Consider the following 24,414-nt stretch of genomic DNA (forward strand, 5'->3'; position numbering starts at 1 on the left):
AGGAGACCTCGTGAAGAAAAGTCGACCGCCATATAAGACACTTTCATACACTGCGAGCGAGTACGAACTTAACTCTCAAAATAGCGACTCCAATAGTACTATCGATCAGGGACGACGTAATATTTTGAAAAGCGTTTCCCTAAGTAGTATGACGACGCTATTGGGTATGGCAATCCCTTTTGGGTATTTAATGCCTAAGGGGCTCATGCCTATTGCCTTGGCAGAACAAAATAAGCAATTTACTATTCCTGGTAAATCGGGCCTAACAATTTTAAATGACCGACCTATCAACGCCGAGACACCTGCACATCTTTTAGATGATGATATTACACCAGCTAAACACTTATTTGTAAGAAATAATGGCATACCTCCCAAGTTATCTGATATCGACACAAGTACGTGGCAATTAACTATTGACGGAGAAGCATGTGAACGACCACAAAGCTTTTCTATTGCCCAGTTAAAACAACAATTTAAGAGTTATACTTATCAACTAGTCATTGAATGCGGTGGTAATGGTCGCAGTGAATTTTCTCCTCCAGCAAAGGGAAACCAATGGACAGTCGGTGCCATTGGCTGTCCTAGATGGACAGGTGTACGTCTCGCCGATGTACTCAAACATTGCGGAGTGAAGGAAGATGCAATTTATATTGGTTACTACGGTGCTGATAAACATCTAAGTGGTGAAAAAAATAAAGTTGTAATCTCTCGAGGTGTACCTATCGGTAAGGCTTTGGAAAAAGAAACCTTAATCGCATGGGAAATGAATGGTGAGGCGATACCACTACAAAATGGTTACCCCCTAAGGTTAGTCTGTGGTGGTTGGCCCGCATCAACGTCCGGCAAATGGCTAAATAAAATTGTTGTACGCAATACAATTCACGATGGCCCTAAAATGGGTGGCTATTCTTATCGAGTACCCTGTAAGCCGGTGGCACCGGGGACAAAAGTTGCCGAACAGGATATGTGTATTATTGAATCGATGCCGGTGAAATCATTAGTAACCTTTCCTAAATCAGGCATCACTCACAATTTGAACAAGCCCCTCGATATTCGCGGCAAGGCATGGGCGGGAGACTTATCCGTTGCAAAAGTTTTTACTTCCATTGATTTTGGAGTCACATGGCAATTAGCAAAGCTAAAAGCGCCAGCGAATCGATTAGCATGGCAGAGCTGGCAAGCAGAAGTAACATTTCAACAAGCAGGATATTATGAAGTTTGGGCAAGAGCAGTAGATTCAAATGGAAAATCACAACCAATGATTTTACCTGGCTGGAATCCACGAGGATATCTAAACAACGCCTGTCACCGTATCGCGGTAGCTGTTTCATGAGTATTAACGTCTATCGCAAACTATATGATCGAGCTAACACATTAGCTCTGCTGCAGTTAGATGGTGTAACAAAGATAAAAACAGTAAAAAAGATAAGAAAATCTAAATGGATAAAAGAGATAGTCGCAACGCTGTTTATTGTAGTAAATGTGTCTTACGTGAACGCTACGGAGAAAAAAATAGACCAACGCACCGGCCTAATTATCGATGAAAACTGGCAAATCATCGCTGGTAACTGCAGTGCATGCCACTCTCTTAGTTTAGTTAAAACAAATCGTGCTAATAAACAAGGCTGGCTCTCTATGATTCGCTGGATGCAAGAAACCCAAAATTTGTGGAAATTTGATACCGCTACAGAAGAGAAGATACTAAGGTATTTAACAAAAAACTACGGGCCAGATAAAATTGGAAGAAGACGGAACTTGCCCACTCATTTATTACCTCCAAGCTCACAGCCTGTATCAAAACCCTGATCTTTATTATTGTAAAGAGCTTAACTCTATAATTCTGATGACTATAAGGCAGTGCTATTCATTGGTTACATATCAGAAATTAAGCTCATAACAACAGAAAATAATATAGACAATACAATTAACATTCTTTTATTTAATATCTTTATTTAACTTATGTAAAAATTATTTATACTAAAAATACTAAAATTCTAATAACTCATTATAATTTCTACTATGCACTCTATTGCCTCTGTTTAAACTGTCCGTTTTATCAGTATTGTTAATTTAATTAGCATGTTAAAAGGTTATAAACATTAGCCTTCTAATTTCGCTTAAGTTTAAAAAAGTGACAGAATGATTTGTAATCGTTTTCAAAACGTATATATACTAACTGCCAATAAGATGTGAATGCAGACGGCCTATTTCAATAGAGAAACCGTTTTAAACTGTTTCGAACTGTATTGCATAGCGGCTCACTTCTTAGTAATACGGCGACAAACTTCACAGGTAAATAATATTAAAAATGTAGGAATAAAATAAATAATAACTAGATAAAGAGGAATCCAATAAATGCTGTTTAATAAAAATAAAAATGCAAAGAACTCTTATATTAAGCGCTTGCTTACCGCCCTTACCTTTACTTCTATAGGTATTGCATCCACCTTGGAAGCACAACCATTACGTAATCGAACAATTCTGCCCGAACACTATGCACCTAATCTTATTTGGGACGGAGGCAACAATCCCCATTTTAATAAGTGGGCTCCAGTCGGATCTGCAGATCCAACTGCAAAAGTATTCGGTAATAAGATATATGTGTATACCTCTAGCGATAGCAAAGAGCTTTGCCAAATAAGAAATAACAAACAGAAGAAACACTCCTATGCTCCTTGGGCAAATACTGGTTTTTGCATGCCTGGTTACCAAGTATATTCTTCTACAGATGGCAATCTACATCAGAACAATTGGCAAAAGCACGGTTTAGTTTTACGTCAAAAAGATGTGCCTTGGGCGAGAAAAGCGAATTCTGGCTGGGGACATAGCGCTACTATGTGGGCCGCTGATGTAGTTCAAGGAGACGATGGCAAATACTATATGTTTTTCCCTAGTGTTCGTGCGGATAACAACCACCAAACCATTGGTGTAGCCGTGGCTAATTCACCCACAGGGCCTTTCACTGCTAGGTCCGGGCCGATCTCTACTGCTAATGGATTTGATCATGTATTTGACCCTTCAGTTATTAAAATAGGTGGGCAGTGGTACATTTTCTATGCTAAAAATGGTGCCGGTGGCAATAAAGCAATTTGGGTCGCGAAGATTAATTCCAATTTTACTCAAATAAATACCCCTAAAGACCTTGAATTAGAAAAAGGCAAATATTTAGAAGGCCCACATGCATATAAAGTGGGTAATAATGTTTGGTTACAATGGGCAAGTGTAACAGCTTCACCCCAGGGGCCTTATCCAGGAGGTTACCAAATTAAACACGCAGTTGCCTGGAATAACAACAATCCCCATCATAATTTTGATCAGCGTGGTATTTTAGTTCATCCATTTGGCAAACCAGGAACTAACCATGGCTCTGTCGTTTGGTGGAATAATAAATTTTGGGCTTTTTATCATGACCATGTCAATGGCCGTAATAACAACTACAATCCCAATGCTTGGAACCAAACACACAACTATCGTAGAGCAATGTATAGTTTAGTAGATGTTGACTGGAGCAAAAGAGGTCAGATTAAGTCGTTTAGGCCTGACCGTGTTGTTCAGCAACCCTCTCGAGGAAACTAGCTTTTACAATCATTAATACTCCTCATAAATAAATCACTTAACTATTAATAGGTATAGTATTGGTTAAGTGATTTATTATTAGTTTTACTAGTTAAGTAGCGTCATTGTGTACAGTAAATTATGAAAACTCACATAAAATACTTTTCTACATCTGCAGTATTGGTAGCAGCTTTTATTATATGTTTTATATGGAGGTTTTCTGCTGTAGATTCACCACTACAGGATGCTTCTTCAACTAACAAAAGCTCTGCTGCTGATCTACATAAGCGAAAAATTATTTTTCAAAAAAGTGAAGTAGCTAAGCACTATAAGCAAAGGGGTAATGTTAACAAAAGCCAACCTTCTTTCCCCGAGCGGTTAGATAAAATATCACGCCTTAGCCCCGAAGAAGGCAAAATTGAAAAAACACTTCATTTACTTTCTAAGTGGGGCAAGCAAGATTTTAAATCGGCACTTGAATGGTTATCTTCTACAACAACTACAGATGGTGTCGGGTACTATTACCATGCCATTTTTATTGCTGCATTAACTGATGCTACTCATAAAGATAAAGCTGAGATAGCTAATTTAATATTGGAATTACCATCTCAGCTTGTTAGTAAAGGACAAATAATCAATGATTATATAGATTTTATTAGTAAAGAAGATCCTATTTCGGCAATGTATTGGTCTGAAAATATTGCGGAGGATAATCTAAGAGATCATGCAAAACATATTTTAATTCATGACTGGGCTGTAGATAATCCAAGAGAAGTTTTAGATTTTCTATCAACATATTCAGATGTTTCAAGTGAACTAAGCCTCTATGCAACAGATATTGCTGCTCGCCGTATGATTCTTGATAATCCTGAATTAGAAGCTAGTTCCATTTATCAATATCCTGAGGGCATACGTCAAGAATTAGCTCAAAGTGTTATTAGACACTTAGTTGAAAGTAATCTTGAACCCAATAGGAAAAATGCGAAGCTTTGGTTAGAGTCTATACCTGAAGGGGAGATAAAAGACAAAGTTTTATCTCAATATATAGAAAGCTCCGGCACACAAGCGCCATTGGAAGAAATATTTCAATTAGCAATGAGCATCAACAACAGTCACTCTCGTGAACAAATACTAAGTGCTTCTTTTGAGAATTGGTATGCTCAGAGTAATGAAGAAGCTGAATATTTTTTGCTAAATAGCTACTTACTTGACGAACAACAAAAAACACAAATACTCCAACAAGCAAAAAATGCATTTAGCCGTCCAAAAGACTCTTAATTTTTTTTGCATTATCAATCTATTTAAGGCTGCGTAATAATTTAAAGCAGCCATCAACCAGAGACATCTGTAGTCGTATTTGCTTTGCGATCAATATGAAAACGGACACTCTCAGCAATCACCGTATGCCAGTCATACCATTTGTGTTTACCTTCATAGACTAACCAACTATGTGGACGTTGGTTAGTCTCTAAATGCTTTTGAAATAATTCATTGGCCTCTCTAATACCAGTATGATCCTTGTCCCCCCAAGTTAAAAACAAACGGATGTCCTGCATGTTAGGGTTTTCAACCCAGCTGACAAAGGGATCAATATCTTTAGGAGTCTTACTACCATTGCCATTTTTTATATCTCCCCAAATACGTTTAGTTGGCAAAAGTAATTTAATCAAAACACTACGCAAGGAAAACTTATTTTTATATGTTTTAGTAAAGATAGGGCCACTAATAACTGCGATACTTGAAAATGTTTCAGGCTCATAGTAGGCGAAACGCAATGCCCCGTGCCCCCCCATAGAAATCCCAGTAACATGGCAGTGCTCAGGACACGCTAACGTTGGATAACTTTTTTGAATATGAGGCATTAAGTCTTTGACAACCCAATCTCTATAATGGCGTGTACCATCAAACCAATTTTCCCAAAAACCTAACTCACCCTCGGGGTTGACGATAATAGCTCTGGGCAAATCACCTGCTAAAATAAGTTCGTCTAGGCGTTCACCCGCATTATATTTATCGAAAGTACGATGATTCCCACCAGCCCCATGCAACATAATGATAAGAGGTAAGGCCTCTTGCTTATCCCAACCCGGGGGAAGATAGACAGAGTAAGGCATATCCTTTTTCATTGCCGGGCTATAGATTATTCCCTGCTCGCTTCTGCTTTGCTTATTTAACGGTTGATTACTGCAAGCGGATAGCAGGAAACAGATAACAAATAAGAGTAAAATATACTTTTGCATAAAAATCTAGTATTAAAAGTAGCATTGAAAAATCGTAGGTGTAATCTTACAAAGGATACTATGATCCCATTTATAATGGTTATAGTCACAGCTTAGGTAGTTACGCAATAGAGCCAGTAACAGATTATTACCTCTGCAAATACCTGTATCGGGTAAACAATACCTACTATTAACCGTCGCCCATTAACATAAAGCGTCGTTGTTCGAAAAGGCTTGATTATAAGGGCTCGCACGTGTCTATCGACATACGGCGGTGCATCCATAAACCGCTATTAACCCAACATATACTGCCACCAGGTTAATAGCTTTGGATCGGTACTTAAATTGAATAGTTCCCGATGCTATATATCTTTTATAGATACGAGGGGCTATATGTTAATGCACTTTAACGGATCATAGCTGGTGATATTTTCGTCAGGGTAACCTTTAGGATTGCATACCACTTTACAGTCACCAAGAAAATATTCACTACCGCTGTGTACATGTCCATGTATCCAATAGTCTGGCTTATGTTTGGCTACAAATATTTCCAAGTTTGAAGCATAAGCTGCGCTGCTAACTTTATTCTTTCTGAACTCTGGCAACGACTTTATGCTAGGAGCATGGTGTGTTACGACAATATTTTTTTCATCTTTTAAATGGAGTAATGTTTCATTTAACCATGTGAATGATTGCAAGTGAATAGATGCCACATCAATTGAGCGCAACTTTGAATAGCTAGGCCAACGGCGGATTTTTTTATAATCATTAATCAGTTGCTGGCATTCATATCCTATAATTTCTGGATTACCAAATAATTCAAAATTTGTCCACAAAGTACAGCCAATAAAATTGATACCGTCCAGTTTAACACTATCGTTTTCAAGTACATGAACATTGCTCCCTTGGGTTTTTTCTTTTACATCATCGACTAACTTAGGGTAAGCACTTCCATAGTATTCATGATTACCCATCACATAAACAACGGGAATGTGAGGAATGTTTTCCATAGCCCAAATAACCCCCTTATCACGAACATGTATATCCCCCGCGAGGACAACAACATCAGCATTACATTCGGGATATTGAAAATGTCCAAACTCAATATGTAAATCACTTAAAACATGAATTTTCATTACAGTGCTAATCCCACAGTATAGAACGGCTTAACCTCGATAGTTTTCATCTTTGCTACCCTTCATTATCAATCTTCTAACCACAGCGGCGGTAGTAAATACTTACAAATTCACATAAGGATAAAAACTTACTACTTTTTAACTTAACAGTGTCCTCTATCTTCTCTTGTCTCTGTATATCTAGTGAGAGAGAGCTTTTGACATGGAAAAATACAGGGGCCTTGCGGGCACTATAGTTATATGAAACATATCAGTAATATTTTTGGACAACAGTTCAGTATACACATTAGTGGTAACTCCTCGCTATCTCATGACAAAAGCTATCAAAATAAAGAAATTTTTCTCGACCAAAGGCAAGCTTTACAATTTCTTCGTAAACTCATTGTTCCAACTAACTACTGGCGAAGAATCGACCACTCCATTGGACTCAGTCGTCACAATGGTTCGCAAAATGACATCGAAAATGCAATTGCGGCTGCAGTGGTACAAGGAAGAATCAGTTTCTCACGAGTAAACACTGAGCAGCTCATTGCTGGTAAAGATGCTCCCCTTATTAAAGACGCATTTAGTAAAACATATTCAATCGTAACGGAAAATTCTATTGGCTTATCCGATAAAAAGCACATTCTTAGTTTTGCAACAACTGATGCAGCTCTGAACTTTTTAGAAAGTTCTAATATACCATTTTCAATACAAAACTCTCTGTTAACGTTAAATAAAAATATTTCGGAAAAAGATTCATCAACATCGTTGCAGATACTCGCACAGCATCTATATGAGAGGACACTTTTTGTTGTTTATCGAACACCGATCCTACCGAGGCCAAAATCAAAAGAACAGCTACAGGAAACATATAATCAGCCTGGTACACGTTCTGTCGAGCTAGCCCCTCCTACTGCACCCTGGATTGAGTTTGTATTACGAGATGAACAGAGTGGAAATCCTCTCGTTGGAATTAAAGTTAGAATTAAGCGTCCGGACGGAACCGTGGTTATCAAAGCTTCAGATAACAAAGGTAGCATTTATCTAAATAACCTCGATGAAGGGTTTTGTGAAATTGAAGAAATTATGGACAACGACGGTTGGGAATTCTGTTCAATGGAAAAGATACGTTAGAGGGGAAAGCAATGGCATTTAATAGATTGGACAACGCAAAATCGCACAAGCCGCAAAAAGGTGATACTTTAGAATCGATTGCAAAAGAGCAAAACCAGCTTGGTAATAACATAAGCTGGCAAGACATTTCTCAGTATAACTGGGGAACAACGGACAAAGATGAAGCCGAAAACTTTATGCGAGATGAGCTGGCGGCTTATACACGTACTGAAGATAATACACTGGCACTCTCCCCCGATGATAACGCTAAGAATGAAATTAAAATTCCAGTACAATTTCAACAGCAGCTAATTCCTCTTCAACAAGTCCATGAGATTAAACTGCGAAAAAAAACCACCCCTAAGCAGTTTTTGGGCTGTTGTTCAATTCCTTCCGTTACTTTTGGTTTTAACAGCTCATTTATCAGACCTAGTGTCGCCGAAGACTTAGTCCAACTGGAAGACTTAGCTAAACAAAAAGCTGATGCTAAAGTATTAATTTTTGGACACACGGATGCCGTTGGCGATGAACTTTATAATAAAAAACTAAGTGAACGTCGAGCTTGGAGTACCTATGCATTTATTGTCAATGATCCAGATGTGTGGGAAACACTATATAATCATAAAGACGAAGACTGGGGACTAGCTGCAATACAAGAAATCCTACAAGATTTAGGATACGACCCAGGGCCGATCGATGGCAAAATTGGGCCTCTTACTCGTTCCGCCATGAGGGCCTTTGCCAGCCTGCCAGAGGACGCCCCCATCAATAATAACGCACCTTTCCGCAAGTCTCTCTTTGGTGCGTATATGTCTAGTAAGCACGATATTGACCTACCTAGGGAGCGCTTTATTGAACCAGGTTTTACCGGCTGTGGAGAATTTAATTTAGTCGAAGAGAGTAACAATGCCTCAGAGAAAAACCGTCGTGTTACCTTTTATTTTTTCCATAAAGATAGACAACCGACCTTGCCCTGCAAGTTTGCTGATATAGCACCATGTAAAAAGCAATTAATCAACGAAAACTATCGGCATAAAACGGGGTTTCGTTGCAATTTCTACGACAGCTTTGCTAAGCGCTGTCCAGCTGAAAGGCCCGATATATTTACCACAACAGAAGTTGTATTACTTGATAGCAATGATCATCCTGTAAAAGGAACTCAGGTTAATGCACTTATAGATGGAGAGCCATATGAGGCATCAACAAATGAAAATGGCACAGCCAAATTACAGCATTTGAAGTCAGCTAAAATATGTGAAGTATCTTTTAGCCACTACCCGAGCGGTACTTGGTACCCCGTAGATAAATAAAACATTAGTGCTAAGGAATAACTATGACGGTAAATATGCAGGATGTTACGGACGAAGATCCTATAGATAGCTGGCTTGAAAATAGCGAAGATGAGCAGTGGGATGACGTTGAAGAGAGTGATATACCAGAAGAAGATATAGAAATCGATCCATACGAAGATAACGAAAAAGGTCTAGAAGAAGATGACGAAGAAATATCGCCACCTTCAAAAACTGAGCCTATATTACCACCACTTACATATCCTAAGCGACCTTGCTGGATAGATATAAAACAAGGTGACTGCTTGGTATCTATTGCCGCTTACTATCAGCTAACACCAGAATTTATCCTTCAACAAAGTGAAAATAAGAAAATTAGTGAAGATAAAAACCGTGTTCATAATCAACTAATGTTGGGAGATAAGATTTATATACCTGCTGCTGATGATGAATATCTGTCCGTATCCATTGCTGACAAAACCGTCTTTAAATTAAAACCTGCAGCAACCACAACGATTCGCATACGTTTTCTTTGCGGTGGCAAAGCAAGAAAGAACTTACCTTGTCGACTTGAGATCAATGATACATATATTGAAAATAACACAGATGAAAGAGGTAGTGTCAGTTTCAATATACCGGCGTTACAAAGAAATTGCCGTCTACTCGTTGAAGAAACGATCGAGCAAGAAAAAATGATAGAAATCTATCAACTAATGTTAGGCTATCTAGATCCTATTAATGAGAAAAGTGGTTTAAAAGCACGTTTAGCTCACCTCGGACATTTTATTATAGATGAAGATGAAAGTGATAAAACTCAGCTTCCATTAGCCATCAAGCGATTTCAAAAAGCAGCTAAAATAGAGGTGACGGGTACGATATCTAAGGACGATGAAAAAAAATTAAAGGAGGCACATAGTTCATGAGCAAATTAAATTGGATTGTTCCAGGAAGAAGAGCTGTTGTTATATCACAAATAAGTTATGCTGAGTTGATTCAAGCCTGGATAAACGAAATAAAAGCTTGCAAAACTTCACTTAAACGCTGGTATAAGCTAGATGATCCAAGCTTTCACAGTGGCCTAGAGATGATAAAGTTTTGGTATCAATCATTTTTTCCATCACAAAGCGATAGTGCTATCCATGGCGTTAGAGATGGGGAAGTGACCATTGATCACCCCCCCTTTGACTTGAAGGTGCGCCTTTGGAGAGGGGCTCTTCGAACACTGTTAGAACAAGAATATGCAAAATCACTCATTGGTAAAAATTGGCATGACGCAGAACAGGTCTTCAGTTTAGTGACTACTCCCTGGCCCAACCCAACTAAAGAGTCTCCTCAGGCTCCTAGATTAGCGACCGTAGAAGGCCAAGTGAATAATGCAGATGCAACATTTATTACCAGCGATGTAGTGGAATTTCCATTGTGGAAAATGTTGGGAGGCTGCGGCTTAAAACAATACGGTAATAAGCCTTCATTTACAGATATTATGAAGTTTAATCCGGAGGGTAGCTATTTACTGGGTAACTCAGTAGTCGCAGCAGATGGCAAATCGCCACCGCCAACAAATGCTCCCCTTCATGATAATCGTCTTGCTATGCGATTTCAGAATGTTTTACATGCATTTCGTGCCGGTTTTTATCATTTAAATGAAAAAGTATATGCTGATAAATTCTACGATAGTGGCAAAGCTATTTCGGTCGAAGCTACCGTACCTGAAACCAGCGAAGATATGGCAAAAAAAAACATAACAGGCCCAACAAAAACACATCATGTCTATGCTAGAGGCATGATGTATGCCGCCGTTATTAATAGCCCTCGATGGTCAAGCTTCGGAGATAAAAGTTTACAAGAAAGCTATCGTTTATTTACATCAGGCTGGTGTCACGATGTTAAAAAGCATGATCCACCACGATGTTTACCAACACGAGAAAGCCTTGATTTACTACCACAGCATCAACCCATGACACCTGGTGGAGTATGTTCAGACACCCTACTCTGGCTAACAAATTATATGATACGTATAGACAGAAAAAGTTGGTCTACAGGTAAAGGTTCTGTTTCAGGTACAGTTAATAATTCTGGCTACCCCATCCATGATTTTTATCATCGTGTTGCCGCATCAGATATTGAGATGTGGGCCCCAGAGTTTACGAGAGAAGAAAAAATAGAGAATCTTGAGAGATTATATAAAGAAATAAATGTGCTCTATGAGAAAATATATGGTGAAACTGCTTTTTGGAATGTTTTACTTAATAAGGCAATGGCTTTGAATCCTAACTTAGGTGAGCTGGTTCCGAAAAAAAGGTTCGACAAGTTAAAAGATCTTGCACCTAAGACTAAGCCGAATGCTTTTATGCAAACCTTATATTACTCAATCAAGAGTAAAGATACAAAACCCGCAGGTAAAAAAATTCTAATAGATTTGCATAAAGATATTGCTCATAACATAGGACAATGGGCAGCAGCTATGGATAGGTTAATTGCGCAAAAATATTGGACAATGTTCTCGTCCTATGGACCGAGCACTGGAGATTTAGAGCCTTATCTCACAAATATGCGAGGGGTCAAATGCAATGAAACAAAAAGATTTAGCGACCGACATAGCATGAATGATGCATATAAAATTCGCTTTAAACTTAGAGGGAAAATAAAATCGCTTAAAAAACTTAGGGAGAATACCGACAAAATAAAAACTTCACGAGGAGGTGAAGTGAATCTAGCCAGCAAACTTACAGATATTAATGTAGTAGCGGTATCTGGCCATGAATGGGGCATTGTCAAAGTAAAACCTTTACGAAAATTACTCGATGAAAAAGAGCTTCCAACAACAGGATATATTGCCGCGTATGAACCTTTAAGTGGTATAGACTGTTGCCCTTCTGATGCATCAGCTGAGGGACAACTTTATGTATATGAAGAATCCGGGTCTGCCCTTAGAAAAAAAGTCGAAGACAATAAAGGAGGGAAAAAACATTCATTAATGGGATGCACACCTTTTAACTGGTACAAAGTAGCAGATAATAGATTTAGTATTGCCATTGACAAAGGACAAATATATTTTACGGCTATGGGGGGTACAACACGCTCTAAGCCTTTAAAGTCGATAACTATGCTCAAGCCTCCGTTGCATGAAAAGCACAAGAGTATTCTTGACTCTGCACATAGTGACCCAAGTCAAACATATTTACCTACATTTATTCATCCACATTTAGAACACTGGAAGAGCCCAACGGGAAAACGTGCATTCTCGCGTTTTGTTACTAATGGAAACGATCTATATGCAGTCAGAGCGATACCTTTCCCAAGTTTAAATGAGTGGAGGGATGTTTTACCCAATGTGAAGGATATATATTCTTTACTAGATAAACTTAAGGATAAAGGCTTAAAAGTAAATAATTGATATTTTAAAAAGTTATCAATTTATATATTATTTTAATAATGCTTTGTAAACTAAATTATGATATCTATTTTAAATTTATTACGAATTATCTAAATAAGTTAAAAAGCTTTACAAATCTCTTAACAAATACTTAACGAATGGGTCACGCAAAGATCACAGAAAAATCACAAGAATAAATATAACTATCTCATTAACATCATATTTAAATTACATCTGTAGAATAACTCGCTCTTTTAGTTAAAAAAAAGGCGAGTTAGCAGCTAAAATATTTACATGACCTATAAAAAACGAGGTTATTTTGTAAAAAAATTGTCTCGTTAAAAATTAGCCTAACTATCAAAGCCTCTTCTTCCTATTCTATACTCGCCAAGAAAATTTTTTATGTGATTAAGTTTCACAGCTAACGTGCAACCAAAATTAAATTAAAGCAGTACAGATAAAAGCACTTATTTAATTAATTATTACTTGCGATGAGGAGCAAAAATGAAATTATGTAAAATAGCAGTGGCAACGCTTGCATCTGCCTTGGCGATGGGATCAGCTCAAGCGGTAACACTAGACATTACAATTACAAATTTAACACACGGCCAAAGTTTCACTCCACGTCTAGTAGTTGCTCATGACGGCAGCCAGGATTTATTTCAGGTTGGCGAAACAGCAAGTACTGCTCTAGCATGGTTAGCAGAAGCGGGGGTTATTGATGATATCCAAAACCCTGCGTCAACTGGGCAGAATTTTCAGGCACAATTGGGAGGTACACCTGCAGCAGAAAATGCATTAGTACAAAACCCTACAAACAATTGGCAGCGTTTCGGCGGACTGTTAGGGCCCTCACGTACAAGTGCCGTTTATCGTTTTGATGCTGGTGACTTTGAATATATAACTATGGCGACAATGTTAATTCCAACTAACGATGCATTTGCAGGCTTAGACAATATTCGTATTCCAACAGAACCAGGCACCTACACTTATACCTTAAATGCTTATGATGCAGGCACTGAGTTGAACGACGAATTAAACTCTGCTCGTACCGATGTAGTAGAAGCAGGTACAGGTAATGCTCTAGGCGGTTACGGTGTGCCAGGTGTTGCTGGTGGCCCAGCACCAACACGTGTTGTTGATTTGGGCATAGGCGGTACAGGTGTTGGAGCACAAGTGGTAGCGGGAGAAATTGAAGACGGTACTGATGGCCCAGTGCATATTCACCGCAATGTGTTAGGAGATACTGACGACTCTGCGGGTGCCAGTGATTTAAATTCTAAAGTTCATCGTTGGCTAAACCCAGTAGCGCGCGTTGTTATTGTTGTGCCACAGCCATAGAACCTGGGGGACAAAAAGAAAATGAAAATATTGAAACTCGGCTCTCTACCGCTTTTAACAGCGTTAATTGTTGCCTGTGGTGGCAGTGATAATGATGGTCCGGCTCCAACGCCAACACCGACTGCAACGCCAACGGCTACTGCAACGCCTACACCCACACCAACGCCTACACCCACACCGACGCCAACACCAATGGCAATGTTTACAATTTCGGTGACTAATTTAACTCAAAGTCAGCCTATGTCTCCGCCTGCAATTATTATGCACCAAGGTGGTTTTAATAGCTTTATGGATGGCGAGCCAGCGACCGTTGGTTTAGAAACACTCGCAGAAGGTGGCAATCCAGATATGCTGATATCTGAAGCCCAAGCTGCATCAGAGCATATTATGTCTATGCGTGTTATGCCTGTACCACCGCTTACTATTGGTGATGATAACACCATTAGTATACCAGCTTCAGATGTTGCCAATTTAAGGCTCACTGTTTTAACGATGCTAGTTGATACTAATGACGCTTTTACCGGCACCAACGCACTCGACATTAGTAACATGGCAGTAGGTGCAAGCAGGATTGTCAATGCTCCAACCTGGGACTCTGGCACAGAAGCAAATACTGAAACGGCAGACACAATGCCCGGGCCTGCGGCCATGGCAGCAGGTGGCGCAGCGGAAGGCTTTAACGCGGATCGAGACGATCTTATCGATAGAGTGCACTTCCACCCTGGTGTCGTTACTTCGGCCAATAGCAATGACCCAAGTAGAGAGGGTTTGAGCACCTCAGTGTTAACAGAAATAGACCGCTGGGATAATCCTGCGTCAAGAATTGTGATTACACGAACCCAATAATCATAGTTACACTTTCAAACCCTTTTTGAGGCTCCCAATAATGGGGGCCTTTTTTTGTATTTTTTTAAAACACCGCATGTTATTAACCAGTTGCGGCAGCAGAACGCAATCCCAAACTAAAATTTAGACATAAATTAGTTAAGTGCATTAAAAAACGAGCAAGCAGATTTGTAATCGTTTACAAAATGAGTATATAGTGTTGAAACTTGAGCAGTAGTAAAAACATCTTTTTGACCAGATATTAAACAAATAATAATGACTTCCATAGAGGAATGTAATAAATGTATATCACCCGTCTTAAAAAAATTACTAACTTCAGGCTGAGTAGCTTAGTAATACTAGGAACTATTACAACGGCTATCGCTACAGCAACTCACGCTCAGCCATTAAGAAATCGTGCTGAAATGCCCAGCCTAAACACTTGGGAGCCGCTATTAGGACAAACAACCCCTGAGGGCACAGCAGACCCTACAGCAAAAGTATTTACTCATAACGGTGTTGAAAAAATGTATGTCTATACATCCACCGATAGCAGAGACTTATGTAACACTAGCCGTGCAAAGAATAAAAGATACAAAGGCCAAGGCCAGTTTTGCATGCAGCAGTACCGTGTATTTTCATCTTCTGACGCCAATTTAAACTCAAATAACTGGGCTACTCACAACGGAATTGTTTGGCAAGCAAGTGTCCCCTGGGCGAGAAAAGCCACCGATGGCCACGGTGGTAGTGCTACTATGTGGGCGCCAGATGTTGTCAAAAATGGCAACACCTACTACATGTTTTTCCCTTCTATTAGAAAAGATAATGGTCATCAAACAATTGGGGTAGCAACGGCCAATAATCCGCTTGGTCCATTTACTGCCAGGCCTAATCCAATTTCCACAGCTAATGGGTTCGACCATGTATTTGATCCCTCTGTTATCAAAGTGGGGCAAAACTGGTATATTTTTTATGCAAAAGGAGGTTCGGTACAAGCAAGAGACAAAAATACCGGCGCTTTGCGTTTCAAACCTAACGGCCAGCCTCTCTTCGAAAAGTCTATCTGGATGTCTAGTATCGATGGGAATTTCACATCCACGTGGAATCCTAGAGATCTAAAGCTCGATAGCAACAGCTATCTAGAAGGCCCTCATGCATACTTTATTAATAATGATTTATGGCTTCAATATGCAAGTGTTAGTGCCAGTAGACAGTCTAGGCCAGGTGGTGGCTTTTATCCCGCCGGTTATGAGCTAAAACATGCTGTCGCTTGGAATAACAATCAGCCCTACAGCATGTTCGATACTCGCCCAGGTGTGCAAGTACATGCTTTTGGCAACCAGGGCACCATGCATGGTTCGGTAGTGAAATGGAAAAATAAATATTTTTCATTTTACCACGACCATTTCTCTAACCATGGTGACACCTGGGCTTTCCGTAAAGCCATGTATAGTCTCGTAGATATTGACACAAGCAGGCGTGGTAGAGTAAAACCATTTAGACCTGATAGAAAAGTTAACACACCATCATTAGGTAATTAAAAAATCTATCGCGCTAATAAGAATTTTTTTCAACCTTATTAGCGTGTTTTCAATTAACATATTTAATTTATTGGAGAAAATAAACTATGACTGCTGATGATAAAATTCTAGTCGCCGCTGGATTTATCGCACTACTTATGACATGTGGTATTGTTGGGGTTTATTTCGATGCCGACTTTTTATTATCGCAATTTGAGACATCTAAGAGTCTCATAAACTCATTTGAAAAAATATTTTATTAATTTACTAGATTAATTGGTACAAATTATTTGGTATAAATAACAAGCAATACAAGAAGCATCGTAAAATTTACTGCAAACTCTTACTTTTTTCATCCCGGCAGTCGATTTAGGATTCAAATACCTTTTGTGTATACCTCATAGCCTAGCTAAGGCATTTCATAAGAATGCTATGCGATAAGGTTAAACAATATGCTTCTCTTTCCTTATTGTCTTATCAATCACTGTTTTTAACGCTGTAAAGAAAAACTACAAACGCTCGCTACATTCTCCTTGATCAAATCTATACTTCATCTGGAAATTCATATTATGAGACTGTGCTACCACTGCATATTTCTCAATAGACAAAATCTCTACATCCTTTTTCCTTAAATCTTCTAACACCTCGTTGCAACTTACATCAGCGTCGTAGCTAGGTAAGCCTGAAGCTTCCATAAGCTCAGCAAATGCAGAGTCATCTATTTCCGACTCCAGGCTATCAACAGTTTCAATACTGACGTCATTATTTTGTAATGGGGCTCGGGCGACATGCGGGCTAGATTTTATATTATTAGTTACGCCACAAGCAGCCAAAGCGCTCAGAGATAATAACAAAGTGAGATGATTTATTTTTGACAAAAACTTCTTCACTCAATTAACCCCCAAAGGAATGCTCACAAAAATTATGTCAGCAAAATAACGATTATTGAATTCAAAATCAACAGTACGAAGGGTTCTATCGAACAAGCGATATAGTATTTAATTGTTGAAATAGTGCCGCTTACTTTAAGCGACACTATACAAGTAGGAATTAGAACTGGGCTCTAAACTGAACACCAAAATGGCGGTCTGCATCTCTTGGTACTTGATAACGGAAGCCGTCACCACTATAGGTCGAGAAGTATTGCTCATCAGTCAGATTCTTACCAATTAAGCTAATTCTATAGGCGTCATCGTTAAATGAAAATGCTATGCTCGCATTCAACAAACCGTAGTCAGGCAAAAACAAGAAAGGAGCAAAGTTACCTTCATTATCTGGCAGTGCACTGACCTGCTCATCGGTATATGAGTATGAAGCATTCCACAAAATATCCATGTTACTCAAAGCCATGGTGTAATCTAATGCTAATGAATATTTAGTGTCTGGAGAAAAAGGCACATCAAGGCCTGAACGATCTGTACAGGCAGCACCTGCAGGACAGAAAAACTCATCTATCTCCGCTTCAATTTCAGCTAAGCCACCAGATAAAGTCAAAGCATCTGTTACCTGCCACAAGAAATCTAATTCAATACCTTGTGTTGATACATTACCGGCATTGGTTAAACGTGTGATAGTCACACCGGTAGAGTTGTCAAAGTTATTCGCCTGAAAGCCTTCTATTTCTGTTTTAAAAATTGCAGCATTAAACAAGAAATTAGGCGACGCATACTTATATCCAAACTCATAAGCATCAGAAGTTTCTTCACCTATAGGCAAAGTATCATTCTGCGCCATATTGAAAAATACGTTAAATCCGGGCCCTTTATAACCTTGCGACCATGTGGTGTATAAAGTACCAAATTCTTCAAAGCTATATTGCAAACCAAACTTTCCTGATAAATCAGTCTCATCGGTTTTACCATTGAAGTTAGTATTCTCACTGGCAGGTCTTACTCCAACACCACGCCTACCAAAACTATCATTATTAAGTCTGTTATGATCGAAGGTAACTTCGTCATCGGTATAGCGAAAACCAAAGAGTAATCTGAAGCTATCGGTAATATGGTACTTACCATCACCAAACAATGCCCAGTTATTAAACTCTGTCCTCATTCTTGCTGTTGCGCTAACAATATCGTTGGCGTTACAGCTTATGTTCTCGTCGCTAATAAAATCGGCAATTTGTTGATCTGTTGGGTTACTGATACCCCTATCATTTTCTAAGAAAAATCCTATCTCGCTCGCTAATTGTCCGTTGTTGTTTTGGCAACTTGCATCTCGCGTAAAACTGCGCTCTGAATCTAAATCCCAGAAAAAACCACCTACTTGCCATTCAAGTGCGTTGCCGGTAGGAGAGGCCAAACGAACTTCTTGAGAAAATTGCCGCCAAGTTTGTGGGCCAATATCGTGCAGTTGAAAAGGCACACCAAAGACAGGCTCGTTTGAATCCCCTGCAATAGAGGTAAAATCACCTTCCCTAAACTCAGTGTTATCCCACTCTCGATATGCAGTAATTGAGGTAAAGCCATATTCTCCTAGGTTGGTATCAAGTTGCACTGAAAATGCAGTGTTTTCATCTACTGTGCGGGACTCGAAATCATGATCAACTCGACGTTGGTTTAGATCTAAATCTGCTACACCATTAACAATTCCTTGGCTATTAGGCGCAGCTTCAGAATTAGGGTTGCGCCCACTTGGGAGGGCTTCAATATCGGCACAGCAGTCGTCATCAGCTTCAGTGTTTTCAAAAATAAACAACATATTAGTATCATCATTAACCGCAACATCTAACATCGCGCGAATTCCCTGACGGTCATAGCCATTAACTTGCTGATTATTAAATACGTTAAATATATTGCCATCATATGCGGACTTTACAGCCACTATGCTGCCGTTGGCATTATCGCTTATCTGCCCTTCAATCTTACCTTTAAGACGGTATTCATGGCCTTGTAATAAAGTCGCTTCCAGTAATCCTCCAGTTTCATCTGACGGACGTTTAGTGGTGATATTGACCACACCCGCGGATGCATTTTTACCAAATAATGTACCTTGTGGGCCGCGCAATACTTCGATGCGTTCCAAATCATACAAGTCTGTAAATGCTTGACCAGAACGGGCGAGTACAACGCCATCAACCACCGTAGAAACGCTTGGCTCAGCAGCCACACTAAAAGATATCGTACCAATGCCACGCACGGTAATTGCTGAGTTACGTGATGTGGTTCCTTTGCGGAAGCTTACCGACGGTACAAGGCTTTGCAAACCTTCGAAATTACCGGCAAAAGCAGAGTCAATTTTATCACTACCCAAAACAGAAACAGCCACAGGAACTTCAGATAATTTTTCTTCTCGCTTCTGGGCAGTAACGACTAGCTCTTCAAGGTTTCGGCTGTCGGTAGCAGCGGAATCTTGAGCCATCACTGAGTGTTGAAATGTTATGGAGGCAATTGCAATTGCCAGCTTAGTCTTGTGTTTTCCCATCGGTCTTCTCCGAATTTTTAATTACATTATGGGCAGCTCTGCTAATTGGTTTTGACCTCTGCGCGAGTCTAATTAACTGAGATGGCCCTTATTATTGTTATGCAATTTTTCTGTATATAGCCATAAATTTTCTTTTGAGCAAGAAAATCCAACTATTTTTATCAAAAGGTTCTATCAAACGACTACCCAAACAAAAGGCTACCCAAAAGCTTAGCGACAAACCTTTTTATCCAGTAAAAATGACGTATTAAAAATTTGGTTAATTTTTATTGTATTTACCTTAACCATTAATGGAGCACAGTACAACTAATATCTTATATAAGACTAATAATTGTACTTTCAGCCCAATTACTACAATGAACCTATGTATATACTAAAAGCCCTTTAGCTTTTACCAATCCTCTCGATACCACGACTGTAGTGCTGGTGCCAATGTCTTAGTGCCAATACGCACAAAATGGCGTTGATCAGCAAAACTCCGCCAACACTCGGCCAGAACATTGTACTTAAGCCATTTACAACGCCAATGGTAGAAAAGCTTATATACAATATAACAATCAATGATAGTAGGGTAATCGCAGTAGGTAGTGCGTATTTCCACGGCACTAAGCTAACAGTATCTTTACGCTCATATTGCCACTTTTTGAGCATCGGCTTTTGCCAACCAATCAATAACATAATGCCTACTTCGGCGAAAAACAACAGCGCATAAATATGAATAAAGTTAAGCTCTACATCGAATACAAACTTTAATAGAGCATAAGCAAAAACATGGAAAATAATAACAACTTTCGCTGCTAATGCAGGCACATGAGAAGTAAACAGTCCTACCAAGACTATGGCAATAATAGGAATATTATAAAAACCGGTGAAAATACGTATGATTTGCCATAAACCTTCAGGGGCAAACATTAATAACGGCGCAACAATGAAGGAAAAGAGGGCAATCACTACACTAGCAATCTTCGCCACTTTAATCAGCTGTTTATCGCTGACATTATTTTTCTTAAAAGGTGAATAGACATCCAAACAAAATAAGGTAGCTGCACTGTTAAGTAACGAGTTAAAAGAGCTAAATACTGCACCTAATAAGACTGCCAAGAAAAAGCCAGACAAGTAAAGGGGCAACACATCTTTAACAAGTCTTGGATAAGCCAAATCAATACTCTGCATGGCTTCACCTTCATACAAATGAAAAGCAATGACACCGGGAATCATCATCAAAAAAGGCACTAGTAATTTAAAGTAGCCTGAAAATAATACTCCCTTTTGGCCTTCAGCGAGATTTTTAGCGCCCAAAGTACGTTGTATAACATACTGATTTGTTCCCCAATAAAACAAGTTCGCAAAAATCATCCCCGTAAAGATGGTGCCAAATGGCACAGGATCTTGTGGTGAACCTATGGCATTAAGTTTTTCGGTATGATTATTTAATACTGTGTCTATACCCTGCATAACACTGCCGTCACCTAGTGCTGCGAAGCCTAGAATAGGCACTAAAACTCCAATAATTAACAGCCCGACGCCATTGATCGTATCGGATACGGCCACTGCTTTTAAACCACCAAAAATGGCATAAATAGATCCTATGGTGCCAACCATAATAATCGTGATAACCAAGCCCAATTCATAACTGACGCCAAGCAATACAGGAACATCAAATAATCGTAGTACTGCGACAGAACCTGCATATAACACGGAAGGGATAGTGATGAGTCCGTAACCAATCATAAATAAAACCACTGTCATACGACGCACGGAATCATCAAATCGGACTTTTAAAAACTCAGGCAAAGTAGAAAAAGCACCACTCAAATAACGCGGCAGAAATATCAAGGCCATAATGATAGTGGCAACACCTGCCGTCACTTCCCAAGCCATAGAACTCATGTTATAGCCAAAAGCAGAACCATTTAAGCCTATTAGTTGCTCGGCAGATAAATTGGTCAGTAGCATCGAACCGGCTATAAAAACACCCGTTAAGCCTCGACCTGCCAAAAAATACCCGTCTTTTGAGTCTACAACGCCCTTGGTTTTTTGATAAGAAATCCAAGCCACCAATCCCATAAAGAAGATGCAAGAAAAAATTGTGGTAAGTACGTCTACTAATGCCATGGTTTTGAATATCTTTTATTATTTTTATTGTTTTCTGACATAGGTGAAGTGCTAGTTAGCCCATGCCAGAATTTTAGTCAATGCGTTTTTGCTAATGCCTAATGGCCATTAGTTGGTTAGTACCGGTTCAAAAGCATTGGCTACGCCGACCAATACTCTACTACATCCAAACTATTGTGCTCGAGGTGTTCAATACCAGGTGCTGCCAGCGGAATTTGAGTGCCGCGCTTAACAAAGACTGCGATCTCATCCAACTTTAAATTTAAGCGATGAACACGACCGCCGTTAAACTCACGACCATCTTGCAGCATCACCCAATCACCCTCGGGTAAATACACCTGAACATCGCCGCCAGGTTTAAAACAAGGGGCCACCAACAAGTCGTCACCAAACATAAATTGGCTTTCAAACGCCCAAGAGGCTGGATCTTCAGGGCATGCAAGAACCATTGCTCTTTGCACGGGAAGCCCACTCTTGCTTGCTTCGATAACAACCTTTTTAATATAGGGCAACAGACGATAACGCAGTTGAAGCGCTTTAGTGGCAGCCTTCGCAGCTTCTTCACCGTAACTCCATGGCTCTCGTTGGCCAATACCATGCAATCGGTAGTGTGCAGAAAAAATGGCCGCCTGAGACCAGCGAACAAATAATTCGGCATCACGTGTATCTTTGTAAAAGCCTCCCACATCCGTCGCATAATAAGGCCCACCAGATAGCCCCCACGACAGACCGCCGCGAATATTTGCAGCAAAGCCGCCCCAATCTGCTTGCGGATCCCCTCCCCATTGTGAAGGGTATCGCTGCGATCCAGTCCAGGCAGATCGGCTAAACAAAAAAGCTCCCGTTTGACTGTACATTTGAGCGGCTTCATAAACACATCGGTTATACAACAGTGAATATACATTGTGCAGAGCAATACCTGATTCACCGTTGTGGGCCAGCATATTGTTATCTTCAACCTGCTCACCAAAATCAGCCTTGATCATATCAATACCAAGATCAAACAAAGGCTTATGGCTGTCACGCCAAAAGGTGTAAGCATCAGGATGGGTAAAATCTACAATACCAGATTCGGGCAATGGAGTAAGAGTCTCACCAAAGGCACTCATGTCCCACTGGTAACGATACGCTTCTTGAGTGCGGCTATCTTTTAATAACCAGCCTTTATCAGCCATTTCTTTAAATAAAGGGTTTTGCACTGATACAAGAGGATACTCCCAAACACATACTTTAAAGCCCATTGATTTAAGCTCTTTTACTAGAGCTGCCGGGTCTTGGTAACGTTTTGGATCCCATTCAAAAGCGAAACGCGTATCTGTATCTTGCCAAGCACGGCCATCTAGAGTGATCACATCACATGGCATCTTGTTGTCACGCACAGTGCGAGCAGTGCTCAACACCTCCGCCACATCTTTGTAATAAGCCTTAGATAAAATAACACCTAAGCTCCAATCAGGTGGCACAGGAGCACGACCTGTTAGCTGAGTATATGTGTCGATGAGTTCCGCTCCCGATTTTTCGGCAAATAAAAATACATCGAGCGTTTCATCTTCCACTAATATGCCATAGGCTCTCTGAGACCAAGGCGCATAACCAACCCCATGTGTTACAGGTGCGGGAGTATGTACAAACACGCCCCAGCCATCTGGGCTCCATGCAAAGGGAGTGTTTTTATAAGATATTTCTGCATTTACACCCAATGCATCACTGTTAAAAGAGCGTATCAGTTGTCCACGCTTGTTCAACTTGCCCCATTTTTCACCCAAGCCATAAACCGCTTCATCATTATCAAGATCGAGGGCGACAAACCAGCCTTCATCTACTTTCGCAAGTGGGGGAAGGCGATACTCTCTGACAAAATGTCCATCTCTTGTGCTACTTTGTACCAATTCACCACTTTTATATAAGCGGAAGTGAAAGGGGGAAATATTTACCAGCAGTTCGAATTGCTCGCTGGTAATACGTATTTCCTCATCATCTTGAGCTAAGGCAATATGTTCACGTTGAGGTAGCGAGTATAATATTTGGTAATCATCGCGACGCTCTTTTCCCATAAGAATACGCACGCCACAATCGAAAAAAGTGATATGCATCTCGCCTTCACTAGTTCCGATCACTACTTGATTATCACTGAGCAAACGGGCTATTCCAGTCACTTCTATAGGCGGGATATTGTTCCAAGAAGGAACAGGTAACGAAAACTCAGACATCTAGCCTCACCAAACTCACGAATTGAAACATCAAGCGGCCCGAAAACCTTTTAAGTTAAAATACTTATGTCTTATATAAGTTAGAAGGCAAAGTATTGTATTAGATATCTAATGTCAATATATCCCCTATAAACGGGGGGATAAGGCACTTAAACCTATTTATCCATAACTTTAGAAAAATATTTGAAAATCTCGTGGCTCTGACCATCCATACCGCCTCACAATGGCACCGTTTATTAGGCTGCAACGATTCAAACGATATATCTAAGACCGCACCTGTTGATAGCCAATCAGCCCAGATATATTACAT

General features: G+C 39.8%; 17 protein-coding genes. 11 read left to right on the plus strand and 6 right to left on the minus strand.

Annotated features, from left to right (window positions below):
• The first annotated feature begins 10 nt into the window (after positions 1–10).
• From BVC89_RS24045 to BVC89_RS24060, 4 genes are all read left to right on the plus strand, one after another.
• Positions 11–1,333 carry a sulfite oxidase gene (locus BVC89_RS24045; protein ID WP_245929208.1) on the plus strand — a complete coding sequence of 441 codons (1,323 nt, stop codon included), beginning with the start codon at positions 11–13 and terminating at the stop codon, positions 1,331–1,333.
• On the plus strand, positions 1,330–1,806 hold the full coding sequence (locus tag BVC89_RS24050) for a hypothetical protein (protein WP_216825039.1): 477 nt from the start codon (positions 1,330–1,332) through the stop codon (positions 1,804–1,806). The genes BVC89_RS24045 and BVC89_RS24050 overlap by 4 nt, the downstream gene beginning before the upstream one ends.
• 549 nt (positions 1,807–2,355) lie before the next feature.
• On the plus strand, positions 2,356–3,576 hold the full coding sequence (locus BVC89_RS24055; protein ID WP_086933649.1) for a family 43 glycosylhydrolase: 1,221 nt from the start codon (positions 2,356–2,358) through the stop codon (positions 3,574–3,576).
• Positions 3,577–3,735: 159 nt separating this feature from the next.
• On the plus strand, positions 3,736–4,833 hold the full coding sequence (locus tag BVC89_RS24060; protein WP_158658099.1) for a hypothetical protein: 1,098 nt from the start codon (positions 3,736–3,738) through the stop codon (positions 4,831–4,833).
• A gap of 53 nt (positions 4,834–4,886) precedes the next feature.
• On the opposite strand, the gene BVC89_RS24065 is transcribed toward BVC89_RS24060, so the two are convergent.
• Positions 4,887–5,795: an alpha/beta hydrolase gene (locus BVC89_RS24065; protein ID WP_342752202.1), complete on the minus strand. Its 909-nt coding sequence runs from the start codon at positions 5,793–5,795 to the stop codon at positions 4,887–4,889.
• Between the two features lie 368 nt (positions 5,796–6,163).
• Positions 6,164–6,910, minus strand: a complete 747-nt coding sequence (locus BVC89_RS24070) for a metallophosphoesterase (RefSeq protein ID WP_086933652.1) — start codon at positions 6,908–6,910, stop codon at positions 6,164–6,166.
• 240 nt (positions 6,911–7,150) lie between these two features.
• Here BVC89_RS24070 and BVC89_RS24075 point away from each other — a divergent pair, with 240 nt between their 5' ends.
• The 7 genes from BVC89_RS24075 (at position 7,151) to BVC89_RS24110 (ending at position 16,377) form a co-directional block, all read left to right on the plus strand.
• Positions 7,151–8,026 carry a hypothetical protein gene (locus BVC89_RS24075; protein WP_086933653.1) on the plus strand — a complete coding sequence of 292 codons (876 nt, stop codon included), beginning with the start codon at positions 7,151–7,153 and terminating at the stop codon, positions 8,024–8,026.
• 11 nt (positions 8,027–8,037) lie between these two features.
• Positions 8,038–9,315, plus strand: coding sequence for an OmpA family protein (locus tag BVC89_RS24080; RefSeq protein WP_086933654.1), 1,278 nt, complete (start codon positions 8,038–8,040; stop codon positions 9,313–9,315).
• Positions 9,316–9,338: 23 nt separating this feature from the next.
• On the plus strand, positions 9,339–10,217 hold the full coding sequence (locus BVC89_RS24085; protein WP_086933655.1) for a peptidoglycan-binding domain-containing protein: 879 nt from the start codon (positions 9,339–9,341) through the stop codon (positions 10,215–10,217).
• On the plus strand, positions 10,214–12,691 hold the full coding sequence (locus BVC89_RS24090) for a hypothetical protein (protein ID WP_086933656.1): 2,478 nt from the start codon (positions 10,214–10,216) through the stop codon (positions 12,689–12,691). The genes BVC89_RS24085 and BVC89_RS24090 overlap by 4 nt, the downstream gene beginning before the upstream one ends.
• 483 nt (positions 12,692–13,174) lie before the next feature.
• Positions 13,175–14,011 carry a spondin domain-containing protein gene (locus BVC89_RS24095; RefSeq protein WP_086933657.1) on the plus strand — a complete coding sequence of 279 codons (837 nt, stop codon included), beginning with the start codon at positions 13,175–13,177 and terminating at the stop codon, positions 14,009–14,011.
• Between the two features lie 21 nt (positions 14,012–14,032).
• Positions 14,033–14,857 (plus strand): spondin domain-containing protein, encoded by an 825-nt coding sequence (locus tag BVC89_RS24105; protein WP_158658100.1) that lies wholly within the window; start codon positions 14,033–14,035, stop codon positions 14,855–14,857.
• Between the two features lie 281 nt (positions 14,858–15,138).
• The gene (locus BVC89_RS24110) at positions 15,139–16,377 is read left to right on the plus strand and encodes a family 43 glycosylhydrolase (RefSeq protein WP_086933660.1); all 1,239 of its coding nucleotides are present in this window, start codon (positions 15,139–15,141) and stop codon (positions 16,375–16,377) included.
• Positions 16,378–16,865: 488 nt separating this feature from the next.
• On the opposite strand, the gene BVC89_RS24115 is transcribed toward BVC89_RS24110, so the two are convergent.
• The 4 genes from BVC89_RS24115 to BVC89_RS24130 form a co-directional block, all read right to left on the minus strand.
• Positions 16,866–17,246, minus strand: a complete 381-nt coding sequence (locus tag BVC89_RS24115) for a hypothetical protein (protein WP_086933661.1) — start codon at positions 17,244–17,246, stop codon at positions 16,866–16,868.
• Between the two features lie 160 nt (positions 17,247–17,406).
• The gene (locus BVC89_RS24120; protein WP_086933662.1) at positions 17,407–19,779 is read right to left on the minus strand and encodes a TonB-dependent receptor; all 2,373 of its coding nucleotides are present in this window, start codon (positions 19,777–19,779) and stop codon (positions 17,407–17,409) included.
• 384 nt (positions 19,780–20,163) lie between these two features.
• On the minus strand, positions 20,164–21,894 hold the full coding sequence (locus tag BVC89_RS24125) for a solute:sodium symporter family transporter (protein ID WP_086933663.1): 1,731 nt from the start codon (positions 21,892–21,894) through the stop codon (positions 20,164–20,166).
• Positions 21,895–22,034: 140 nt separating this feature from the next.
• Positions 22,035–24,104 carry a TIM-barrel domain-containing protein gene (locus BVC89_RS24130; protein ID WP_086933664.1) on the minus strand — a complete coding sequence of 690 codons (2,070 nt, stop codon included), beginning with the start codon at positions 24,102–24,104 and terminating at the stop codon, positions 22,035–22,037.
• Between the last annotated feature and the right edge of the window lie 310 nt (positions 24,105–24,414).

This window comes from Agarilytica rhodophyticola (assembly GCF_002157225.2).
Taxonomy (GTDB): Bacteria; Pseudomonadota; Gammaproteobacteria; order Pseudomonadales; family Cellvibrionaceae; genus Agarilytica; species Agarilytica rhodophyticola.

Bases quoted from the DNA above. Each gene is read 5' to 3' on its own strand.
- BVC89_RS24050 (WP_216825039.1), top strand. From the start codon at position 1,330: ATGAGTATTAACGTCTATCGCAAACTATATGATCGAGCTAACACATTA.
- BVC89_RS24055 (WP_086933649.1), top strand. From the start codon at position 2,356: ATGCTGTTTAATAAAAATAAAAATGCAAAGAACTCTTATATTAAGCGC.
- BVC89_RS24065 (WP_342752202.1), bottom strand. From the start codon at position 5,795: ATGCAAAAGTATATTTTACTCTTATTTGTTATCTGTTTCCTGCTATCC.
- BVC89_RS24070 (WP_086933652.1), bottom strand. From the start codon at position 6,910: ATGAAAATTCATGTTTTAAGTGATTTACATATTGAGTTTGGACATTTT.
- BVC89_RS24075 (WP_086933653.1), top strand. From the start codon at position 7,151: ATGAAACATATCAGTAATATTTTTGGACAACAGTTCAGTATACACATT.
- BVC89_RS24080 (WP_086933654.1), top strand. From the start codon at position 8,038: ATGGCATTTAATAGATTGGACAACGCAAAATCGCACAAGCCGCAAAAA.
- BVC89_RS24085 (WP_086933655.1), top strand. From the start codon at position 9,339: ATGACGGTAAATATGCAGGATGTTACGGACGAAGATCCTATAGATAGC.
- BVC89_RS24090 (WP_086933656.1), top strand. From the start codon at position 10,214: ATGAGCAAATTAAATTGGATTGTTCCAGGAAGAAGAGCTGTTGTTATA.
- BVC89_RS24095 (WP_086933657.1), top strand. From the start codon at position 13,175: ATGAAATTATGTAAAATAGCAGTGGCAACGCTTGCATCTGCCTTGGCG.
- BVC89_RS24105 (WP_158658100.1), top strand. From the start codon at position 14,033: ATGAAAATATTGAAACTCGGCTCTCTACCGCTTTTAACAGCGTTAATT.
- BVC89_RS24110 (WP_086933660.1), top strand. From the start codon at position 15,139: ATGTATATCACCCGTCTTAAAAAAATTACTAACTTCAGGCTGAGTAGC.
- BVC89_RS24120 (WP_086933662.1), bottom strand. From the start codon at position 19,779: ATGGGAAAACACAAGACTAAGCTGGCAATTGCAATTGCCTCCATAACA.
- BVC89_RS24125 (WP_086933663.1), bottom strand. From the start codon at position 21,894: ATGGCATTAGTAGACGTACTTACCACAATTTTTTCTTGCATCTTCTTT.
- BVC89_RS24130 (WP_086933664.1), bottom strand. From the start codon at position 24,104: ATGTCTGAGTTTTCGTTACCTGTTCCTTCTTGGAACAATATCCCGCCT.